Source organism: Halorhodospira sp. M38 (assembly GCF_022227985.1).
Taxonomy (GTDB): Bacteria; Pseudomonadota; Gammaproteobacteria; order Nitrococcales; family Halorhodospiraceae; genus Halorhodospira; species Halorhodospira halophila_A.
Genome location: NZ_JAJNQP010000007.1, coordinates 1 through 16,911, shown reverse-complemented (window position 1 = coordinate 16,911; position 16,911 = coordinate 1). Strand labels below are relative to the sequence as shown.

Genomic DNA, 16,911 nt, shown 5'->3' with positions numbered 1-16,911 from the left:
TCGCTAACGATGAGCGTGGCGTCCCCTGATCGAGGTACCATGGCTATGAACCCGGCAAAGCCCGAGATCTCGTTCCGTGAACTTGGCGAGCGGCAAGAGCAAGAGCGTCAGCGTCTTGAGGAACTGCTGCGCCACGGGTCACGGGAGGAGTTGCGTGCCGAAATGCAGCGGCGGCGTGCACAGATCGGCGCGGTAGCCTGGAACCCCGGCGGACGGTTCGCCCCCTGATTACCGCCCTCGCAGCTGCTGCAAGGTGGCAGACCTACGGAACTCCATCGCCGAAATCTACGCCGCCTACGAACAGGCCGGCGGCTCTACTGAGGACTTTATCCTGATCGGGGGAAATGCCGGTTTTCAGTGGTATTTTGCCCTCACCAACGCCGATCACTCGGCTGTTAACGAAAGCCATCCACTGGACACCGTAGACGTCGACCTCCAACTTCGAGGCGGCGAACCGGGCGAATTCAAGGCTCGCATCCAACGCCTTGCTGATGCTATTGGCGCCGAGATCGCTTGGCCCGGTTTCGACGACGCCACCCCGGAACTCGCCCGACTCCGCGTCCCCAATTATCATGGCCCCGGGCTGGATCTCACGATCGATCTTTTACACGGCCCACACGGACTCAAGGCCGCAGAGATCGAACGGCACGCCGAAAGACTGTTCCACCCGTACGGGGGCCGACAACCGCTGTCGTATCCCATACTCCATCCGGTCCACGTGGTCATCGCATTATGCGAAAACTTCATCGACCTGCCGAGCAAGCGCACTCTGCTCACACTAAACCGGATCCGGGCCCTCCTGCCCATTGTCCGCAAATACCTCGTCGCACAGGCAGCCTACGCTGCGGATCCCGGGAAGGGGGATGCGGATGCGCGCAAGCAGGTCCGCAAAGAGGCACGGTGGGGAATCCAGGAACTCATGAGACGCAGTGCGACGGCGCGCTATGCGCAACTGTACGTCGATGACGGCGTCGATATCACCGAGGGCGTGCCGCTTCGCGAGGAGGCCCCGCTCAACCCGGCGTTCTGGGAGTCCGAGATGCCGGCCTTGCGCGAGCGCATCGAAAACCGCCGGCAGCGGGTACGTAATCGAATCGCACAAAACCGACGATCGGTCCGCCGATAGCTACCTTCGGGCTATACTGATCAGCCGCGCCTCGACCCCGGCCACTACCGCGCCTTCCAGCCAGACGACCCCTACTTCGCGGGACTGCGCGAGGCCTGGCGCGACGGCCTGCAGCAGCTGTTCGATCAGCTCCCCGCCCCGCCGCTGGATCCGGCCGACTCCACCACCTGCTGAATGAAACGCAGCTTCTCGGCCACCGGCGCGGTGACCTTGAAGGGATAGGGGTCGCGCTGCCCCAGGCTGCGCGCCAGGGCGTTGAGCGCCTCGCTGAGTTCGTGCCAGCGCGCCAGCAGCCGGTCGATGTCCTCGCCCGGCTGCGGCAGACCGGTGAGCTGATAGACCCCGGCGGTCTCCAGGGCGTCGGTGATGTGCAGGTAGTGGGCCCAGCTCTCTGCCCAGTCCTCCCACGGGTGCGAGGCGGCGTAGGCACTGATATGGCGCACGGCCCAGTCCGCTCCCTGGGGACCGTGCTGGTAGTAGCGCTGCAGCGCTTGCTCGTAGGGCTCACGCTCGTCGCCGAATAGCTCGCGGAAGCGCTCCTGCCACGGCGAGCCCTCGATCAGCCGCATCCAGTAGTAGTGGCCGATCTCGTGGCGCATGTGCCCGAGCAGCGTACGGTAGGCCTCGCCGAGGGCGATGCGCGTACGCTCGCGGTGGATCTCGTCGGCCTCGGCGACGTTGATGGTGATCCGCCCGCCGGCGTGGCCGGTTATGATCTGCTGAGGCCCCTCGGGGGTGTCGGCATCGGCCAGGAACTGAAAGACCAGGCCGCGCTGCGGATCCTGCCAGCGATCGGCCAAAGGCAGGCCCAGGCGCAGCAGATCCGTGATCAGGTAGCGCTTGGCCGCCTCCAGCCGCCCCCAGTAAATGCGATTGAGCTCGTTATCCAGGTCGGGGATGGTATCCGTCAGGCGGCAGGCCAGGCACAGGGCGTCGCCGCTTTCCGCGGGCACCAGCCAGTCGCAGCTGGCAGCGGCCACGTTGGCGCAGTTGCGGTAGCGCTGCCGCCCGCCGCCGGCGGCCCGCCACAACCCGTCGGCGCCGGCATCCAGGGCAACCACGGCGCGGCGCCGCGGATCGAACCCCAGCGCCCGCTCGCAGCTCAGGCAGCGGGTATTGCCGAAGTGCAGCCGGTTGCCGCAGGCGCAGTGGAAGAGGCGCATGGCTCAGCCGTCCGAGAAGTAGGTCTCACCCAGGCTGTCATGGACCTGGCTCAGATCAACCTGCAGGGCGTCCAGCCGCCGGTGCAGCGCCCCGGCATCCAGCGGGACTTCCACCGGGGCGGTGGCGCGGCGCTCGGCGGCGGCGAGCAGCCGGCACGGGGCCTCGGGGTGCGGGAGTTCTTCCAGCGCCCGCTCCATGCGCTGGGTGCAGAAGCGCACCGAGCGCGGGAAGCGCTCGTCGCGCAACAGGAAGTCGACCACCGCCGGCCCCTGGATCCCCGGGCCGCGCTGCTGCCGGAACTGGCTGTAGCCGCCCAGGTAGCGGAGCATGTTCATCCACACCGCGTCGTCCCAGGTCGGCGGGTGGTCGTCCTCGTCCCGCGGCAGCGTCGCCGCCCGCACGTCGATGGTGCGGGTGGTCATGTCGGCCCGCTCCAGATGCCGGCCGAGCATCAGGAACTGGTAAGTCGGCCCGCGGGAGAGCGTACCCTCGATCACCCCGCTGATCCCCTGGGCGTACTCGATCACCCCGCGCAGGTAGTCGAAGCGGTGGGCTCGCTCCACCGCCGTACCGGCGCCACGGTGGGTGTGGAAATAGAGCTGGTTGATGCGCTCGCGCAGCTCGTCGGGCAGCAGATCGCGCACGGTGCGAGCGTTTTCGCGCACCCGGGCGATGGCCGCGTGGATGGAGCTCGGGTGCTCCGAGGCCGGGATGAGCTGCACCATGGCGGCCCGCTCCGGAGTGAGGTCCGGGTCACAGTGCGCGGCGGCCTCCGGACCACCGAGGACCTCGATCAGCGCCCGCCAGTCGATGCGCACCGCGTGGGGCTGATCCAGGGCCAGGTGGGTGCCGGTGCTGATCAGCCGTGCGGTGTTCTCGGCCCGCTCCAGGTAGCGGGCCATCCAGTAGACGTGCTCGGCCAGGCGCGAAAGCATCAGCCGCCCTCCTGCTCGTCGGACCTCACATCGACCACCCAGGTGTCCTTGCTGCTGCCGCCCTGGGAGGAGTTGACCACCAGCGAGTCGCGGGCGTTGGAGACACGGCTGAGTCCGCCGGTGGTCACGTGCTGCCGCGCCGCCTGGAGAACGAAGGGGCGCAGGTCGACGTGGCGCGGCTCCAGGTGTTCGCCGTTGAACGTGGGCACCGTGGACAGGCTGAGCGTCGGCTGCGCGATGAAGTTGGCCGGATCGCGGCAGATCTGCTCGGCGAAGGCCGTGCGCGTGGCGTCATCGGCGTGGGGACCGATGAGCATGCCGTAGCCGCCGGACTCGTTGGCCGGTTTGACCACCAGCTCGTCCAGGTGCTCGAGCACGTAAGCCCGCTCCTCTTCGAAGAGACAGCGCCAGGTGGGGACGTTGGCCAGCAACGGGGCCTCACCGAGGTAGTAGCGGATCAGCTCCGGCACGAAGGAGTAGACCGCCTTGTTATCCGCCACGCCAGCCCCCGGGGCATTGGCAATGGCCACCCGCCCCGCCCGCCAGGCCCGCATGAGCCCGCGCACCCCCAGGGCCGAGTCCGGGCGGAAGACCTCCGGGTCGAGGAAGTCGTCATCGATGCGCCGGTAGATCACGTGCACGCGCACCGGGCCGTAGATGGTGCGCATGTAGACGCAGTCGTCCTCGCCGACGAACAGATCCCGCCCCTCCACCAGCTCGATGCCCATCTGCTGCGCCAGGTAAGTGTGCTCGAAGTAGGCGGCGTTGTAGACGCCCGGGGTGAGCAGCACCACCTCGGGGTTGTCGGCGTCGGCCGGGGCCAGGCTGATCAGGGCGTCGAGTAGCTGTCCGGGGTAGTGGTCCAGCGGCCGGATGCCGGAGCCCTCGAACGGCTCGGGGAAGACCTGCTTCATCACCTCGCGGTTCTCCAGCATGTACGACACGCCGGAGGGGACGCGGAGGTTGTCCTCCAGGACGTAGAGGGTCCCGTCGCGGTCGCGCACCAAATCGGTGCCACAAATGTGGGCCCATGCACCATAAGGGAGCTTCAGGCCCTGGCACTGCGGCCGGAAGTTGCGGGACTGCTCGAGGATCTCGCGGGGCAGGATGCCGTCCCGGATCACCGCCTGCTCGTTGTAGAGATCCTCGATCAAGCGGTTGAGGGCGGTAAGCCGCTGCTTGAGCCCGGCCTCGATCCGCCCCCACTCGCGGGCGTCCACCACGCGGGGGATGACGTCCAGGGGCCAGGCGCGGTCTATGTTCTCGCCGTCGCTGTAGACGGTGAAAGTCACGCCCTTGTCGCGGATGAAGGCGTCCACCGCCCGCATGCGCTCGGCCAGGTCGTCCTCGCAGATCGAGCTCAGGTACTCGAACAGCAACCGCGCCGCCGGGCGCGGCCGGCCATCGGGCTGCAGCAGCTCGTCGTAACGCTGATCGGTGTCGAAGCCTTGGAATCGGGGTGCCATTGGGGAGCTCCTCTCTCGCCCTCCCTTAGCTAAGCACACACCGTGCCAGGCTTCCCACCCGGGCGTTCAAGTCCCGCAGAAGGTGCGCACCACCGCCTGCCCCATCTCCGGGGGCCGGGCCAGATCGGCGTGCTCCGGCTGATCCGAACACGGATCGGCGAGCACCCCGAGCAACCGTTCCATGGGGGCGAAGTCCAGTCGCTCGGTGGCGGCGTCCACGGCCCACTGCGCCAGGTGATTGCGCAGGACGAACGCCGGATTGACGGCGCGCATGGCCGCGCGGCGCTCGGCATCGCTGCGCCGCTCCGACATCAGCCGCGCCCGCCAGGCCGACAGCCACGCATCCGCCGCTTGCGGATCCCGGAACCCCTGCCGGAACCCATCATCCCCGCGCGCATCGGTCCCGTCCAACTCGCCGAGCCGGCGGAAGGTCAGGGTCCAGTCGGCCCCTTCCGCCGCCATACGCCGGAGCAGGTCGTGGACCAGATCATCGTCGCCGGGGCGCGCCTCGGCCAGACCGATCTTCGCCCGCAACCCGGCGCGGTGGACGGCCTCAAAGTGTGGCCGGTAGCCGCTCAGGGCCTCGCGGGCGCGATCCAGGGCGCTGTCCGGGTCGTCGTCGAGCAGCGGCAGCAGCGCCTCGGCCAGGCGCGCCAGATTCCACTCGCCGATGGCCGGCTGCTGATCGAAGGCGTAGCGCCCGAAGTGGTCGATGGAGCTGTAGACGGTCCCCGGGTCGAAGGCGTCGAGGAAGCCGAAGGGCCCGTAATCGATGGTCTCGCCGGCCACCGAGAGGTTGTCGGTGTTCATCACGCCGTGGATGAACCCGACGTGCATCCAGCCGGCAATCAGCTCCGCGGTGGCGGTGGCCACCGCCTCGAGCAGCGCCTGATAAGGCTGCGGTGCCCAAGTGCAGTGTGGATAGTGACGGACCAGGACGTAGTCGGCCAGCCGCCGCACGGCCGCCTGGTCACCGCGCCGGGCGAAGTACTCGAAGGTCCCCACGCGCACGTGGCTCGACGCCACCCGGGTGAGGACCCCGCCAGGCTCCGGGCTGTGGCGCCAGACGGTTTCGCCGGTGGCCACCGCCGCCAGGGTGCGGGTGGTGGGGATGCCGAGGGCGGCCATCGCCTCGCTGGCCAGGTACTCCCGCACCACCGGGCCGATGGGCGCGCGCCCGTCGCCGCCGCGGGAGAACGGCGTCGGTCCGGCGCCCTTGAGCTGGATATCGCGCCGCACGCCGTCGACATCGATCAACTCGCCGAGGAGCAGCGCCCGGCCGTCGCCGAGCTGCGGGACGAAGTGCCCGAACTGATGCCCCGCGTAGGCCTGGGCAACGGGATCCGCCCCGGCGGGCACCCGATTGCCGGCGAATACCGCCAGCCCCGCCTCGCCCGTCAGCGACTGGGGCTCGAGCCCGAGCTGCCGGGCCAGCGGGCGATTAAGCCGCACCCACTGCGGCCGCGCCACCGGGGTCGGCCCGAGCCGGGCATGGAAGCGATCGGGCAGCGCGGCGTAGGTCGCCTCCCAAGGCAGGCTGTCGATCTCGCTGAGCGGTGGACGCACGGCACCACCCCGCAATCCGCTGATTGGGATTCCATGATGCCGCGATGACGGCGCGCATTCGGCCCACCCGGCGTCCGGGAAAACCGGCCCCGCCGATGGAACCGCTCCGGCCCGCCGGCTCCGGGCTGCCCACGGCCGTTCCTTCGGCCGGCGCGCCGCACCGGCCAACCAACAAGGAAGCGAGTGGACATGGTATCTTGAATACCCAGAAGAAAAGGCAGGCTTTCGCGCCTGGGTGGTGACGGGGCCTCCCGCGGTGGACGCCGGGCCGGTGCTGGCTTACGGTAGATGCCACGGGCAACCCCCGGGACAGGCAGGGATTGCGCGCCCCCCAGCGCGGCTGCCGCGGGCTCAAGATCGGGTAGTTTGAATGGCGCCAGACGATAGCCGCGCAGACAAGGACGACGCCCAGCGACTGATCCGCCGCGCCCTGGAGGCGCTCCAGGGCGCGTTCACCGTTTCGCCGGTGCCAACCGGCGGCGATGAGGACCAGGCGCGCCTGGCCCTGCCGGCGCTGGTGCTGGCCACGGAGGCGGCGGCGATCGCCGTGCTCGACGAGCGCGGCGGGATCATCTTCGCCAACCCCAAGGCGCGGCAGCTCCTCGATCTCAACCACACCACCCCGCCCGGCGACGATCGGGCCCCGGATCCGCCGTCGGAACTGCTCGCCTTCCGCCTGGTGGCGATCACCGGCACGCCGCTGTTCGACGCCCGCTGCGAGATCCACACCGCCGAGCGCGGCCGCCACGTCCTCTCGGTCAATGCCGCGCCCCTCCCGGACAGCGGGAACGGGCCGCCGCTGGTGGCCCTGGCCATGACCGACCTCACGGGGCAGTACGACTACTACGAGCACGCCCTGCGCGAGAGCGAACAGCGCCTGAAATTGGCCACCGAGGCGGCCGGGCTCGGCGTCTGGGAGTACGACCTGAAAACCGATACCTACCACTGGGACGAGCGCATGATGGCCATCTACGGCCTGGACGAATCGCAACGGCCGGTCACCTACCAGGACTGGCTGGCCCTGCTGGTCCCGGAGCACCAGGACCGGCTGCATGCAGCGAGCAGCCCGGGCGCCGGGCGCGGCGAACGCCGCGAGATCGAGTTCCGCATCCGCCGTCCCGACGGTGAGCAGCGCCACATCCGCGCCGTCTGGCAGGGCATCGAGGATCCGCACGGACGGACCCAGCGGCTGGTGGGCACCAACGAGGACATCACCGAGCAGCGCGAGCTGCAGAGCGAGCTGGAGTACCGGGCCGCCCACGACCCGCTCACCGACCTGTTCAACCGAGCCAAGATCCAGCAACTGCTGCGCGCCGCCCAGGCCGCCTTCACCCGGCACGGTACGCCATTCGCCGTGCTGCTCTTCGATGTGGATCACTTCAAGCGCGTCAACGACCGCTACGGCCACGGCGCCGGCGACGCCGTCCTCTGGGAGATGGCCCGGCGCATCGAGAGCGTCCTGCGCGAGACCGACCACATGGGCCGCTGGGGCGGCGAGGAGTTCCTGGTCCTGGCCAGCCAGACCGACGAGGCAGGCGCCGAGACCCTGGCCGAGCGCATCCGCCGCCAGGTGGCCCAAACGCCCTTCGAGGGCGTGGGCACGGTCACGGTCAGCCTCGGGGTGGCCGCGGCCGAGGCCGGCACCTCCCTAGAGACCCTTGAGCAGCGCGCCGACCGCGCGCTCTACGCCGCCAAGCACAATGGCCGCAACCAGTCCGTCCGCTATTCCCGACTCCCGGAGACCGCCGATGATGGGCCTGCAGCCCCTGCTCGATGAGGCGGTCGCCCGCCGCGCCTCGGACCTGTTCCTGACCGTCGGGGCGCCGCCGGCGCTGAAGATCGACGGCACCGTCACCGCGCTTGAGGCCGACACGCTGGACTCCGCCGCAGTCCGCGAGCTGGTCGCCGAGACCCTCAGCGACACACAACAGGCGGAGCTGGCACAGACCCGCGAAGCCAATTTCGCCATCGTCACGGAGGCGGGCGCCCGCTTCCGGGTCAGCGCCTTCTACCAGCGCGGCGAGCCGGCACTGGTCATCCGACGCATCGAGACCGAAATCCCCACCCTGGACGACCTGGCCCTGCCCAAGGTGCTGCGTGAGCTGGCCACGCGCAAGCGCGGGCTGATCCTCTTCGTCGGGGGGACCGGCACGGGCAAGTCCACCTCCCTGGCCGCCATGATCAACGAGCGCAACGCCACCGCCTCGGGGCACATCCTCACCGTTGAGGATCCAGTGGAGTTCGTCCACCCGCACCGGCAGTGCCTGGTCACCCAGCGCGAGGTCGGGGTGGACACCGCGGACTTCGCGACGGCCCTGCGGAATGCCCTGCGCCAGGCCCCGGACGCCATCCTCATCGGCGAGGTGCGCTCCCGCGAGGTGATGGACTATGCCGTCGCCTTCGCCGAGACCGGCCACCTGACCCTGGCCACCCTGCACGCCAACAACGCCAACCAGGCGCTGGACCGGATCATCAACTTCTTCCCCGCCGACCGGCGCGAGCAGCTGCTCATGGACCTGTCGCTGAACCTGCAGGCGATCGTCGCCCAGCAGCTGATCCCCGCCGCCGACGGCGACGGCCGCGTCGCAGCGCTGGAGGTTCTGCTCAATACGCCCCTGGTCCAGGAGCGCATCCGCAACGGCGAGATCGACACCCTCAAGGCCACCATGGCGGCCTCCGAAGAGGCCGGCATGCAGACCTTCGACCATCACCTGTATCAGCTCTACGCCGAGGGCCGGATCCGCTACGAGGATGCCCTCGCCCACGCCGACTCGGCCAACGAGGTGCGGCTGCGGGTGAAGCTCGAGGGGGCGGAAGACGACAGCCCGCCGACCGGGGGTGGCGGCGGGCTGCGGTTGCGCAGCTGAGCCACCGCCCCGCCGCCGCCCCCGGCAGCGCCCGGGTTATCCCGAAGCGCGGTCGCGGCGCGCCCCCTCGATCTCCTTCTGCCGCTTCGCCAGGCGCCGGGCGAGGACCACCTCGCCGGTACGCACGAAGTGCTCGTGGTTGGCCTCCACGTCCTCGCGGATATAACGGTAGTTCACCATCAGGCCGTAGGACTCGCGCAGCCGCGCCGCCGAATCATCGGCGAAGGGATTGACCTGCTCCAGCCGGCCCCCGTTGCTCAGGTGGAAGCGGGCCACCGGATCGGCCACCGTGCCCCGGCGCTTGACCCGGGTCAGGTAGGCCCGGGCGACTCGCTCCAGGGGGGCGGCCAGCACCGCCTCGTGTCCGTGGGGTTCGGCCAGCAGCCGCCGGAAGGCCGCGACCGTATCGCCCTCGCCCGCAGCCTTGTGCAGACGGTCGCGGTCGTCCGCCAGCAGCTGTTCCAGCCAGGCACGATCGATCGCCGGCTCCGTACCGTCGCCCCCCTCCAGCGCCCGGGCGAGCCCGGGCACCGGCGAGAGCGTGACGAACCGCTCCACCTGCGGGAACTCCGCAGCCAGCTCCTCCATAACCTGCTTGAGCAGGAAGTTGCCGAAGGAGATGCCGCGCAGCCCGAACTGGCAATTGCTGATGGAGAAGAAGACCGCGGTGTCGGCCTGGGCGGGATCGGCAACCGGCTCCTCCGGCGAGAGCAGGGGCCCCGTGCGTTCCGGGATCCCCTGGACCAGCCCCACCTCGACGAAGATCAACGGCTCGCCGGGCAGGGCCGGATGGAAGAAGCCGAAGCAGCGCCGGTCGCCTGCCAGGCGCCGGCGCAGATCCTCCCAGCCCTGGATGGCGTGGACCGATTCGTACTTGATCAGCTTCTCGAGCAGCCGCGCCGAGCTGTCCCAGTCGATACGCTGCAGCTGCAGGAACCCCGGATTGAACCAGGAGCTGAGCAGATGCCGCAGGTCCTCATCCACCGGCCGCAGGCCCGGGTCCTCGCGGAGCCTCTCGAGCAGGTGCTCGCGCAGGGCCACCAGCACCCGCGTTCCATCGGGCGCCCGGTTCAGCCGGCGGAAGAGCTCCTGGCGCGGCGGCTCGGCCACGCGCTTGAGCGCATCGAGACCGTCCCGGCCGCCGCTCTGCCGGTAGCGTTCCGCCGCCTCGCGGACCTGATCGGCATCGCACTCGAACTCGTCGCGCAGCGCCTGCAGAAAGTTCCCGGTACCTTCCGGATCGAGGCGTTCCAGACCGCGGACCACCTCCCGGGCCAGCGCCGCGCCGCTGGCCTCGCCCCGGCTGGTTAGCAGCTCCCGGCAGTGATCCGCCAGTTGCCGACTGGTCTTCGCACCGCCCTTGACCCGCGAGAGCCGCAGCCCCCGATCGGCTACCGAATCCACCAGACGAGTCCACCAGGCTGTCTTCATGGCGTCACCCCATCAGTGCGTCGGGCAATCCCGTGGCAATGGCCGGGAAGATGGAAATGATCACGATGGCCAGGAGCATCAGCAGCATGAACGGCAATGCCCCGCGCAGGATCGCCCCAAGCCGCACGTCCGGTGCGATCCCCTTGAGCACGAAGAGGTTCAGCCCCACGGGCGGGGTGATCAGGCCGATCTCCAGGTTGATGGTCATGATGATCCCGAACCAGATCGGATCGAAGCCGGCCTCCAGGACCATCGGCAGCAGGATCGGGGCGGTCATCGGGATCACCGCCACCGGCGGCAGGAAGAGCCCGGCGATCAGCAGGAAGACATTGATCACTGCCATCAGCGTCCACGGATTGACGTCCAGGGCGGCCACGGCCGCCGCCGCGGCCTGCGGGACGTGGAGCGAGGAGAGCATGAAGCCGAACAAACCGGCGCAGCCGATGATCATCATGATCATCACCGAATCGCGCATGGCCGAATGGACGATGCCCCACCACGCCCGCGGCCGCCAGATCCGGTAGAGCACCACGACCATCAGGATCGCTGCCACGGCACCGACCCCGGCCGCCTCCGACGGGGTCGCCACCCCGCCGTAGAGCGCCCACATGATGAAGACGATGATCAGAAAGAACGGGATCAGCTTGGGCAGCTTGGCGAAGCGGTCCTTCCAGGAGTAGTGGATGTCGCTCTCCAGCCGGGCGAGCGTCCCGGAACGCCAGGCGACGAAGACCGCCCACATCGAGAAGAGGACGATCAGCAGGATCCCGGGCAGGATCCCGGCCAGGAAGAGGCGGCCGATGGAGGTCTCCGTCGCCACGCCGTAGATGATCATGGTGACACTCGGCGGGATCAGGATGCCCAGCGTCGAGCCGGCGCCGATGGCCCCGGTGGTCAACCCCTCGGGGTAACCGCGACGGCGCAGCTCCGGGATGCCCATCCGGCCGATGGCGGCACAGGTCGCCGGCGAAGACCCGTTCAGCGCGGAGAACAGGCCACAGGCCCCGATGTTCGAGACCACCAGCCCGCCCGGCACCTTATAGAGCCAACGGTGCAGCGCCTCGTAGACGTCGGCACCGGCCCGCGAGGACGCAATGGCCGCGCCCATCAGGATGAACATGGGGATGGCCACCAGCGTAAACTTGTCCATCGACCCGTAGAGCTGCTCGGCGAGCATTTCCACCGCCCCGACCCCCTCGAAGAAGATCAGGAACGCCGCAGCGGTCAGCCCCAGGGAGAAGGCCACCGGCGTACCGAGCAACAGAAAGACCAGCAACACGGCCAGGATGGCCAGTGCGATCCAGATGACAGTCATGCAGTTCTCCTCCTCGCGGCACTGCCCCGTTTATTGTTCTTTGAGCAGTTGCTCGGCTTCGCTGGGGAAGGGGCGCTCGCGGCCCGTGATGATGGCCGCGGTCTGGGCGATGTACTCCAGGCTCAGCAGCAGCATGCCCACCGGCATGGCCAGGTAGGGGATCCACAGCCGGGGCCCCCAGACGGACATGGAGCGCCACTGCGTCTCGTAGTACTCCAGCCACCAGATGAAGCCGGTCACGAGCAGCAGGACCACAAAGCCGAACCCGAGGGTGTTGGCGACGACCGCCAGGATCCGCTTGCCGCGTGATCCGAGCAGCATGGGCAGCAGATCCATGGTCACGTGGCCGCGCTGCTGCAGCACGTACGGGCTGCCCAGCAGGGTTGCGCCCACAAGCAGGAAGGTCACCAGCTCCGTCTGCCAGTACGTCGATTGATTCAGCCCGTAGCGGACGAAGACCATCTGGCAGACCACCAGAGCGGCCAAGACCAGCATCAGGGAGGCGAGCGTCGCGGCCCCCGCGTTGAGGCCCCGCACCACGCGCAGGAATAGATCCATGGCAGGTTCTCCCGTCACACGGTGGGAAGAGGGGGACGCGCGCACCGTGGCACCGATAGGTACGCGCGTCCCCGCGGCGGTCGGCTCCCGCGTCAGTCGACGCTCAGGGCCTTATCGAGCAGCTCCTGGCCGCGCGGGGTGCTCTCCACGAACTGCGGGAAGGCACTTTCCTCGGCGACGCTGCGCCAGGCCTCGAAGTCGCTGTCGTCCATGAAAGCCACCTCGACGCCCTGCTCGCGGAAGAGCTCGATCATCTCCTGATCCGATTCTTGCGCCGCCTCGTAGGCGAAGGCCTCGGCCTCCTCGCCTGCTTCCAGGAGGACTTGCTGCTGCGCCTCGGTCAGGTCGTTGAACGACGCCTTGGAGATCAGGATCGGCTCGTACATGAACCAGAGCGCGTAATCCCCCGGCGGGGTGACGCACTCGGTCTGCTCGTAGAGCCGGTAGGAGACCCAGCTCGCCGAGCTGGTCAGCGCCGAGTCGAGCACGCCGGTCTGCAGCGCGGTGTAGATCTCGGAGCTCGGCATTGAGTTGATCGACGCCCCCGCGGCCGAGAGCATCGTCTCGAACGACTGCCCGGCACCGCGGATCTGCGCGCCGTCGACGTCCTCCGGGGCCGTGATGCACTGCTCGTTGGACCCGAAACCGCCGGCCAGCCAGGTGTGGGCCAGGACCTTGACGCCGTTGTCCTCCATGACCTCGACGATCTCGTCCATGAATGCGGACTCATTGAGCCGCTGGGCGTGATCGTGATTCTTAACCAGCCCCGGCATCAGGGTCAGGTTGAACTCCGGATGCCGACCACCGGCGTAGGCCAGCGGTAGCGCGGTGATATCGAGACGGCCGCGCGCGATCGCCGGCCACTGCTCACGGGCCCCGTACAGGGACGAGTCGGGGTAGACGCGGATCTCCAGACCGGTATCGGACTCGGCGGCCCGATCCGCGAGGATCTGCACCATCTCATCCCGAAAATCCCCTTGGCCTCCCGGCCACTGGTGGGACGCGGTAAGCCGGACCTCGCTGGCGGCGAGGCTCGAAGAACCAGCCGCGAGGACCGCGGCGGCGGCAGCGGACACGCTCAGTTGCGCAATCCGGCGTTGCGGATGACTGTTTTTCATCGGGACTCCTCCCAAGCGGCATTGGATCGTCGGGATCCGACCGTCGCCGGTGCCCGGTGACCGGGTCTTGTTGTCCGCAGCGACGGCCGGATCGGGTCTCGCTTACTGCTCTCGAATGGCTGGATCCTCCCTTATTGGTGCCTGTCGGTTCGGGGTATCCGGTTCAGTGGCGTTGCCCGCCGCCCACCAGCGTGCGCCCCTGCTCGAGCAGGTGGCCCTTCATGCAGGCATCCGCCGCCTCGGGATCGCGATCGCGGAAGGCCTCCATCAGCTGCCGGTGCTCCCCGAGCGAGGCCTGCAGGCGACCCGGCGTGCGCAGCTGCCGGTGGCGGGCCAGGATCAGGATGCGGCGCAGCTCCGCCGCCACCCGCTGCAGATAGGGGTTGCCGCACAGCTCCTGCAGCCGGGTGTGGAAGCGGTAGTTGTGTTCGTAGTACCGGTCGATATCGCCGTCGGCCGCGGCGGCCTCCAGCTGCTCGTGCAGCTCGAAGAGCTCATCCACCGCCTGCTGATCGATGCGTTCCACACACTCGCGGGCGATGAGCCCCTCCAGCACGGCCATCACCGGGAACAGATGGGCCAGATCGTCCTGGGACAGCTCGCGCACACGGCAACCACGGTGCGGCTCGAGCGTGACCAGGCCGTCGGCGTCGAGGATCTTCAGCGCCTCGCGGACGGGCGTCCGGCTGACGCCGAGCTCCTCGGCCAGCGCAAGCTCATCGACCCGATCCCCCGGGCTGAGCTCCTGCCGGAAGATCCGTTCCCGCAACAGGTCTGCAACCTGGCTGTACATAGCTTTGGTGCGAAGCGAATTGGCCATGGCCTTGCGTGACTCCCTGGCGTTGGCGGTTTGTAATTATGAATGTAGAATCTATAATGCACGCCGTCAACATGGCGACGAATACGCCACGCAACCGGGGCTCCGGCCACGCCCGGCCCGCCCCGCAAGAAGAAGGCGAGGAGGAGCGATGACCCCGCAACCCACGAGCCATCCGGCCGCTCACAACCTCTACACCACCCTGGCGCAACGGGCCGCGGCGACTCCGTCCAAGCCCTTTTTGATCACGCCGGAGCGCGGAACCTGGACCTACGACGAGGCCTTCGGCCTGGCCGAGCACCTCTCCGCGGTCCTGGAGCAGATCGGGGTCCGGCGCGGCGACCGGGTGGCCGTGCAAGTCGACAAGAGCCCCGAGGCAGTCGCCCTCTACCTCGCCTGCCTGCACGCCGGCGCGGTCTTCCTGCCCCTGAACACCGCCTACAAGCGATCCGAGCTCGCCTTCTTCATCCAGGATGCGGAGCCCCGCCTCGTGGTGGGCGCCCCGGAGCGTGCCGAACTGCTGCGTGGGATCGTCGCCGAGCACCCGGCGACGCGCCTGGAGACCCTCGATGCCGCGGGCGGCGGAAGCCTGCTGGAAGAAGCGGCCGCCGGCATCGGACCGGCCCCCGCCACCGCCGCCGTCCATCCCGACGACCCGGCCAGCATCCTCTACACCTCGGGGACCACCGGCCGCCCCAAGGGCGCGGTGCTCTCCCACCGCAACCTGAGCGCCAACGCCCTGGCGCTGGAGGCCGCCTGGGGGTGGCGCCACGACGACGTGCTCATCCACGCCCTGCCGATCTTCCACGTCCACGGCCTGTTCGTGGCGCTCCACTGCGCCATGCTCGGGGCCTCGACCATCCACTTCCTGCCGCGCTTCGACGCCGGGCAGATCGTTGCCCTGTTGCCCGAAGCGACGGTGCTCATGGGCGTACCGACCTTCTACACCCGGCTCCTTCAGCACGAGGGGCTCACCGCCGAGCAGTGCCGAACCATGCGGCTGTTCGTCGCCGGCTCGGCACCGCTGCAGGAGCAGACCTTCGAGGCGTGGCGGGCACGCACCGGCCACGCGATCCTCGAGCGCTACGGGATGACCGAGACGGGGATGAACCTGTCGAACCCCCTCGACGGGGAGCGTCGGCCGGGTACGGTCGGACGCCCCCTGCCCGGCGTCCGGGCGCGGATCGTCGATGACACGGGCCACGAGGTGCCGCCGGGAACACCCGGCTCCCTGCAGATTCGGGGCCCGAACGTGTTCAACGGCTACTGGCGACTGCCGGAGAAGACCCGCGAGGAGTTCACCGATGATGGCTTCTTCATCACCGGCGACATGGCGCAGGTCAGCGAGGACGGCTACTACGCGATCATCGGCCGCGAGAAGGATCTGATCATCAGCGGCGGTTACAACGTCTACCCCAAGGAGGTGGAGAACGAGCTCGACGCTATGGATGAGGTGCAGGAGTCGGCGGTGGTGGGGCTGGACCACCCGGACCTTGGCGAGGCCGTGACCGCGTTCATCGTCCCCGCCGATGCCAACCGGCCGCCGGCCGGCGAGACCCTGATCCAGCGGCTCAAGGCCGAGCTGGCCGGCTACAAGGTGCCCAAGCAGGTCCACGTGGTCGACGAGCTGCCGCGCAACACCATGGGCAAGGTGCAGAAGAACGTCCTGCGCGAGCAGCACTCCGCCTAGGCCACCGCTGCCGGCTCAGGCGGCGGTGGCAACACCCCGTCCCTCCCCGCGGGAACACCCCGGCGCGCCATCGGCGCGTCGGGATGTCCGGCCCGTATTGTCCGCCCCACCCAGGGTTGATAATCTGCAAACACCGTTTACAAAATCCCGAGGGTGCATATGGACATCACGGACCTCCTCCGCTTTGCCGTCGAGCAGGGCGCTTCCGATCTGCACCTCTCGGCCGGGCAGCCGCCCATCATCCGCGTGGACGGCGACATCCGCCGCATCGACGCGCCGGCGTTCAGCCACAAGGAAGTTCAGCGGCGCGTCTACGACATCATGAACGACAGCCAGCGCCGCGAGCTTGAGGCGCGGATGGAGACCGACTTCTCCTTCGCCGCCCGCGGGCTGGGACGGTTTCGCGTCAACGCCTTCCAGCAGGACCGCGGCATGGGCGCGGCTTTCCGGACCATCCCGAGCGACATCCCCACGCTGGAGGGGTTACAGGCGCCGACGATCTTCCAGGACCTGTGCCGGCTGACACGGGGGCTGATTCTGGTCACCGGGCCCACCGGCTCCGGCAAGTCCACCACCCTGGCGGCGATGATCGACGAGAAGAACCGCCAGGACGCCGGCCATATCCTCACCATCGAGGATCCCATCGAGTTCGTCCACGAGCCGCAGCGCTCGCTGATCAACCAGCGCGAGATCCACCGCGATACGCAGAGCTTCGACGCCGCCTTGCGCTCGGCGTTGCGCGAGGATCCGGATGTGATCCTGGTCGGCGAGCTGCGCGACCTGGAGACCATCCGCCTCGCCCTGACCGCCGCCGAGACCGGTCACCTGGTCTTCGGCACCCTGCACACGTCCTCCGCG

The 16,911-nt window shown here is 68.9% G+C and carries 15 protein-coding genes; 6 read left to right on the top strand and 9 right to left on the bottom strand.

All coding sequences use genetic code 11. The features are described 5' to 3' along the window. Positions 1–45: 45 nt before the first annotated feature. The gene (locus LRA98_RS06040; RefSeq protein ID WP_238633035.1) at positions 46–228 is read left to right on the top strand and encodes a hypothetical protein; all 183 of its coding nucleotides are present in this window, start codon (positions 46–48) and stop codon (positions 226–228) included. A 25-nt stretch (positions 229–253) separates the two neighbouring features. Then, complete coding sequence (locus LRA98_RS06035; RefSeq protein ID WP_238633034.1) at positions 254–1,126, top strand: hypothetical protein; 873 nt, start codon at positions 254–256, stop codon at positions 1,124–1,126. A gap of 125 nt (positions 1,127–1,251) precedes the next feature. On the opposite strand, the gene LRA98_RS06030 is transcribed toward LRA98_RS06035, so the two are convergent. The 4 genes from LRA98_RS06030 to LRA98_RS06015 form a co-directional block, all read right to left on the bottom strand. Further along, positions 1,252–2,289 carry a zinc-binding metallopeptidase family protein gene (locus LRA98_RS06030; protein ID WP_238633033.1) on the bottom strand — a complete coding sequence of 346 codons (1,038 nt, stop codon included), beginning with the start codon at positions 2,287–2,289 and terminating at the stop codon, positions 1,252–1,254. A 3-nt stretch (positions 2,290–2,292) separates the two neighbouring features. Further along, a complete protein-coding gene (locus LRA98_RS06025) occupies positions 2,293–3,225 on the bottom strand; it encodes an alpha-E domain-containing protein (protein WP_238633032.1) in 933 nt (310 codons plus the stop codon). Next, entirely contained in the window at positions 3,225–4,691 is a 1,467-nt protein-coding gene (locus LRA98_RS06020) for a circularly permuted type 2 ATP-grasp protein (protein ID WP_238633031.1), read from the bottom strand. Before LRA98_RS06020 ends, LRA98_RS06025 begins: the two co-directional genes overlap by 1 nt. Before the next feature lie 66 nt (positions 4,692–4,757). After that, entirely contained in the window at positions 4,758–6,257 is a 1,500-nt protein-coding gene (locus LRA98_RS06015; RefSeq protein WP_238633030.1) for a protein adenylyltransferase SelO, read from the bottom strand. Positions 6,258–6,627: 370 nt separating this feature from the next. Here LRA98_RS06015 and LRA98_RS06010 point away from each other — a divergent pair, with 370 nt between their 5' ends. Beyond that, positions 6,628–8,034 carry a sensor domain-containing diguanylate cyclase gene (locus LRA98_RS06010; protein WP_238633029.1) on the top strand — a complete coding sequence of 469 codons (1,407 nt, stop codon included), beginning with the start codon at positions 6,628–6,630 and terminating at the stop codon, positions 8,032–8,034. Next, entirely contained in the window at positions 8,006–9,124 is a 1,119-nt protein-coding gene (locus tag LRA98_RS06005; protein WP_443134941.1) for a PilT/PilU family type 4a pilus ATPase, read from the top strand. The genes LRA98_RS06010 and LRA98_RS06005 overlap by 29 nt, the downstream gene beginning before the upstream one ends. A gap of 36 nt (positions 9,125–9,160) precedes the next feature. On the opposite strand, the gene LRA98_RS06000 is transcribed toward LRA98_RS06005, so the two are convergent. From LRA98_RS06000 to LRA98_RS05980, 5 genes are all read right to left on the bottom strand, one after another. After that, positions 9,161–10,555, bottom strand: a complete 1,395-nt coding sequence (locus LRA98_RS06000) for a malonyl-CoA decarboxylase (RefSeq protein ID WP_238633028.1) — start codon at positions 10,553–10,555, stop codon at positions 9,161–9,163. A gap of 4 nt (positions 10,556–10,559) precedes the next feature. Beyond that, positions 10,560–11,870 (bottom strand): TRAP transporter large permease, encoded by a 1,311-nt coding sequence (locus tag LRA98_RS05995; protein WP_201168135.1) that lies wholly within the window; start codon positions 11,868–11,870, stop codon positions 10,560–10,562. Between the two features lie 30 nt (positions 11,871–11,900). Next, positions 11,901–12,428 (bottom strand): TRAP transporter small permease, encoded by a 528-nt coding sequence (locus LRA98_RS05990; RefSeq protein ID WP_201168138.1) that lies wholly within the window; start codon positions 12,426–12,428, stop codon positions 11,901–11,903. Positions 12,429–12,520: 92 nt separating this feature from the next. Further along, the gene (gene dctP, locus LRA98_RS05985; RefSeq protein WP_201168141.1) at positions 12,521–13,546 is read right to left on the bottom strand and encodes a TRAP transporter substrate-binding protein DctP; all 1,026 of its coding nucleotides are present in this window, start codon (positions 13,544–13,546) and stop codon (positions 12,521–12,523) included. A gap of 163 nt (positions 13,547–13,709) precedes the next feature. Further along, positions 13,710–14,366: a GntR family transcriptional regulator gene (locus tag LRA98_RS05980; protein ID WP_201168143.1), complete on the bottom strand. Its 657-nt coding sequence runs from the start codon at positions 14,364–14,366 to the stop codon at positions 13,710–13,712. Positions 14,367–14,514: 148 nt separating this feature from the next. Here LRA98_RS05980 and LRA98_RS05975 point away from each other — a divergent pair, with 148 nt between their 5' ends. Both LRA98_RS05975 and LRA98_RS05970 read left to right on the top strand, forming a co-directional pair. Further along, positions 14,515–16,053, top strand: coding sequence for an AMP-binding protein (locus LRA98_RS05975; RefSeq protein ID WP_238633027.1), 1,539 nt, complete (start codon positions 14,515–14,517; stop codon positions 16,051–16,053). Positions 16,054–16,212: 159 nt separating this feature from the next. After that, positions 16,213–16,911: type IV pilus twitching motility protein PilT (locus tag LRA98_RS05970; protein ID WP_238633026.1), on the top strand; the 699-nt coding region annotated here is incomplete at its 3' end.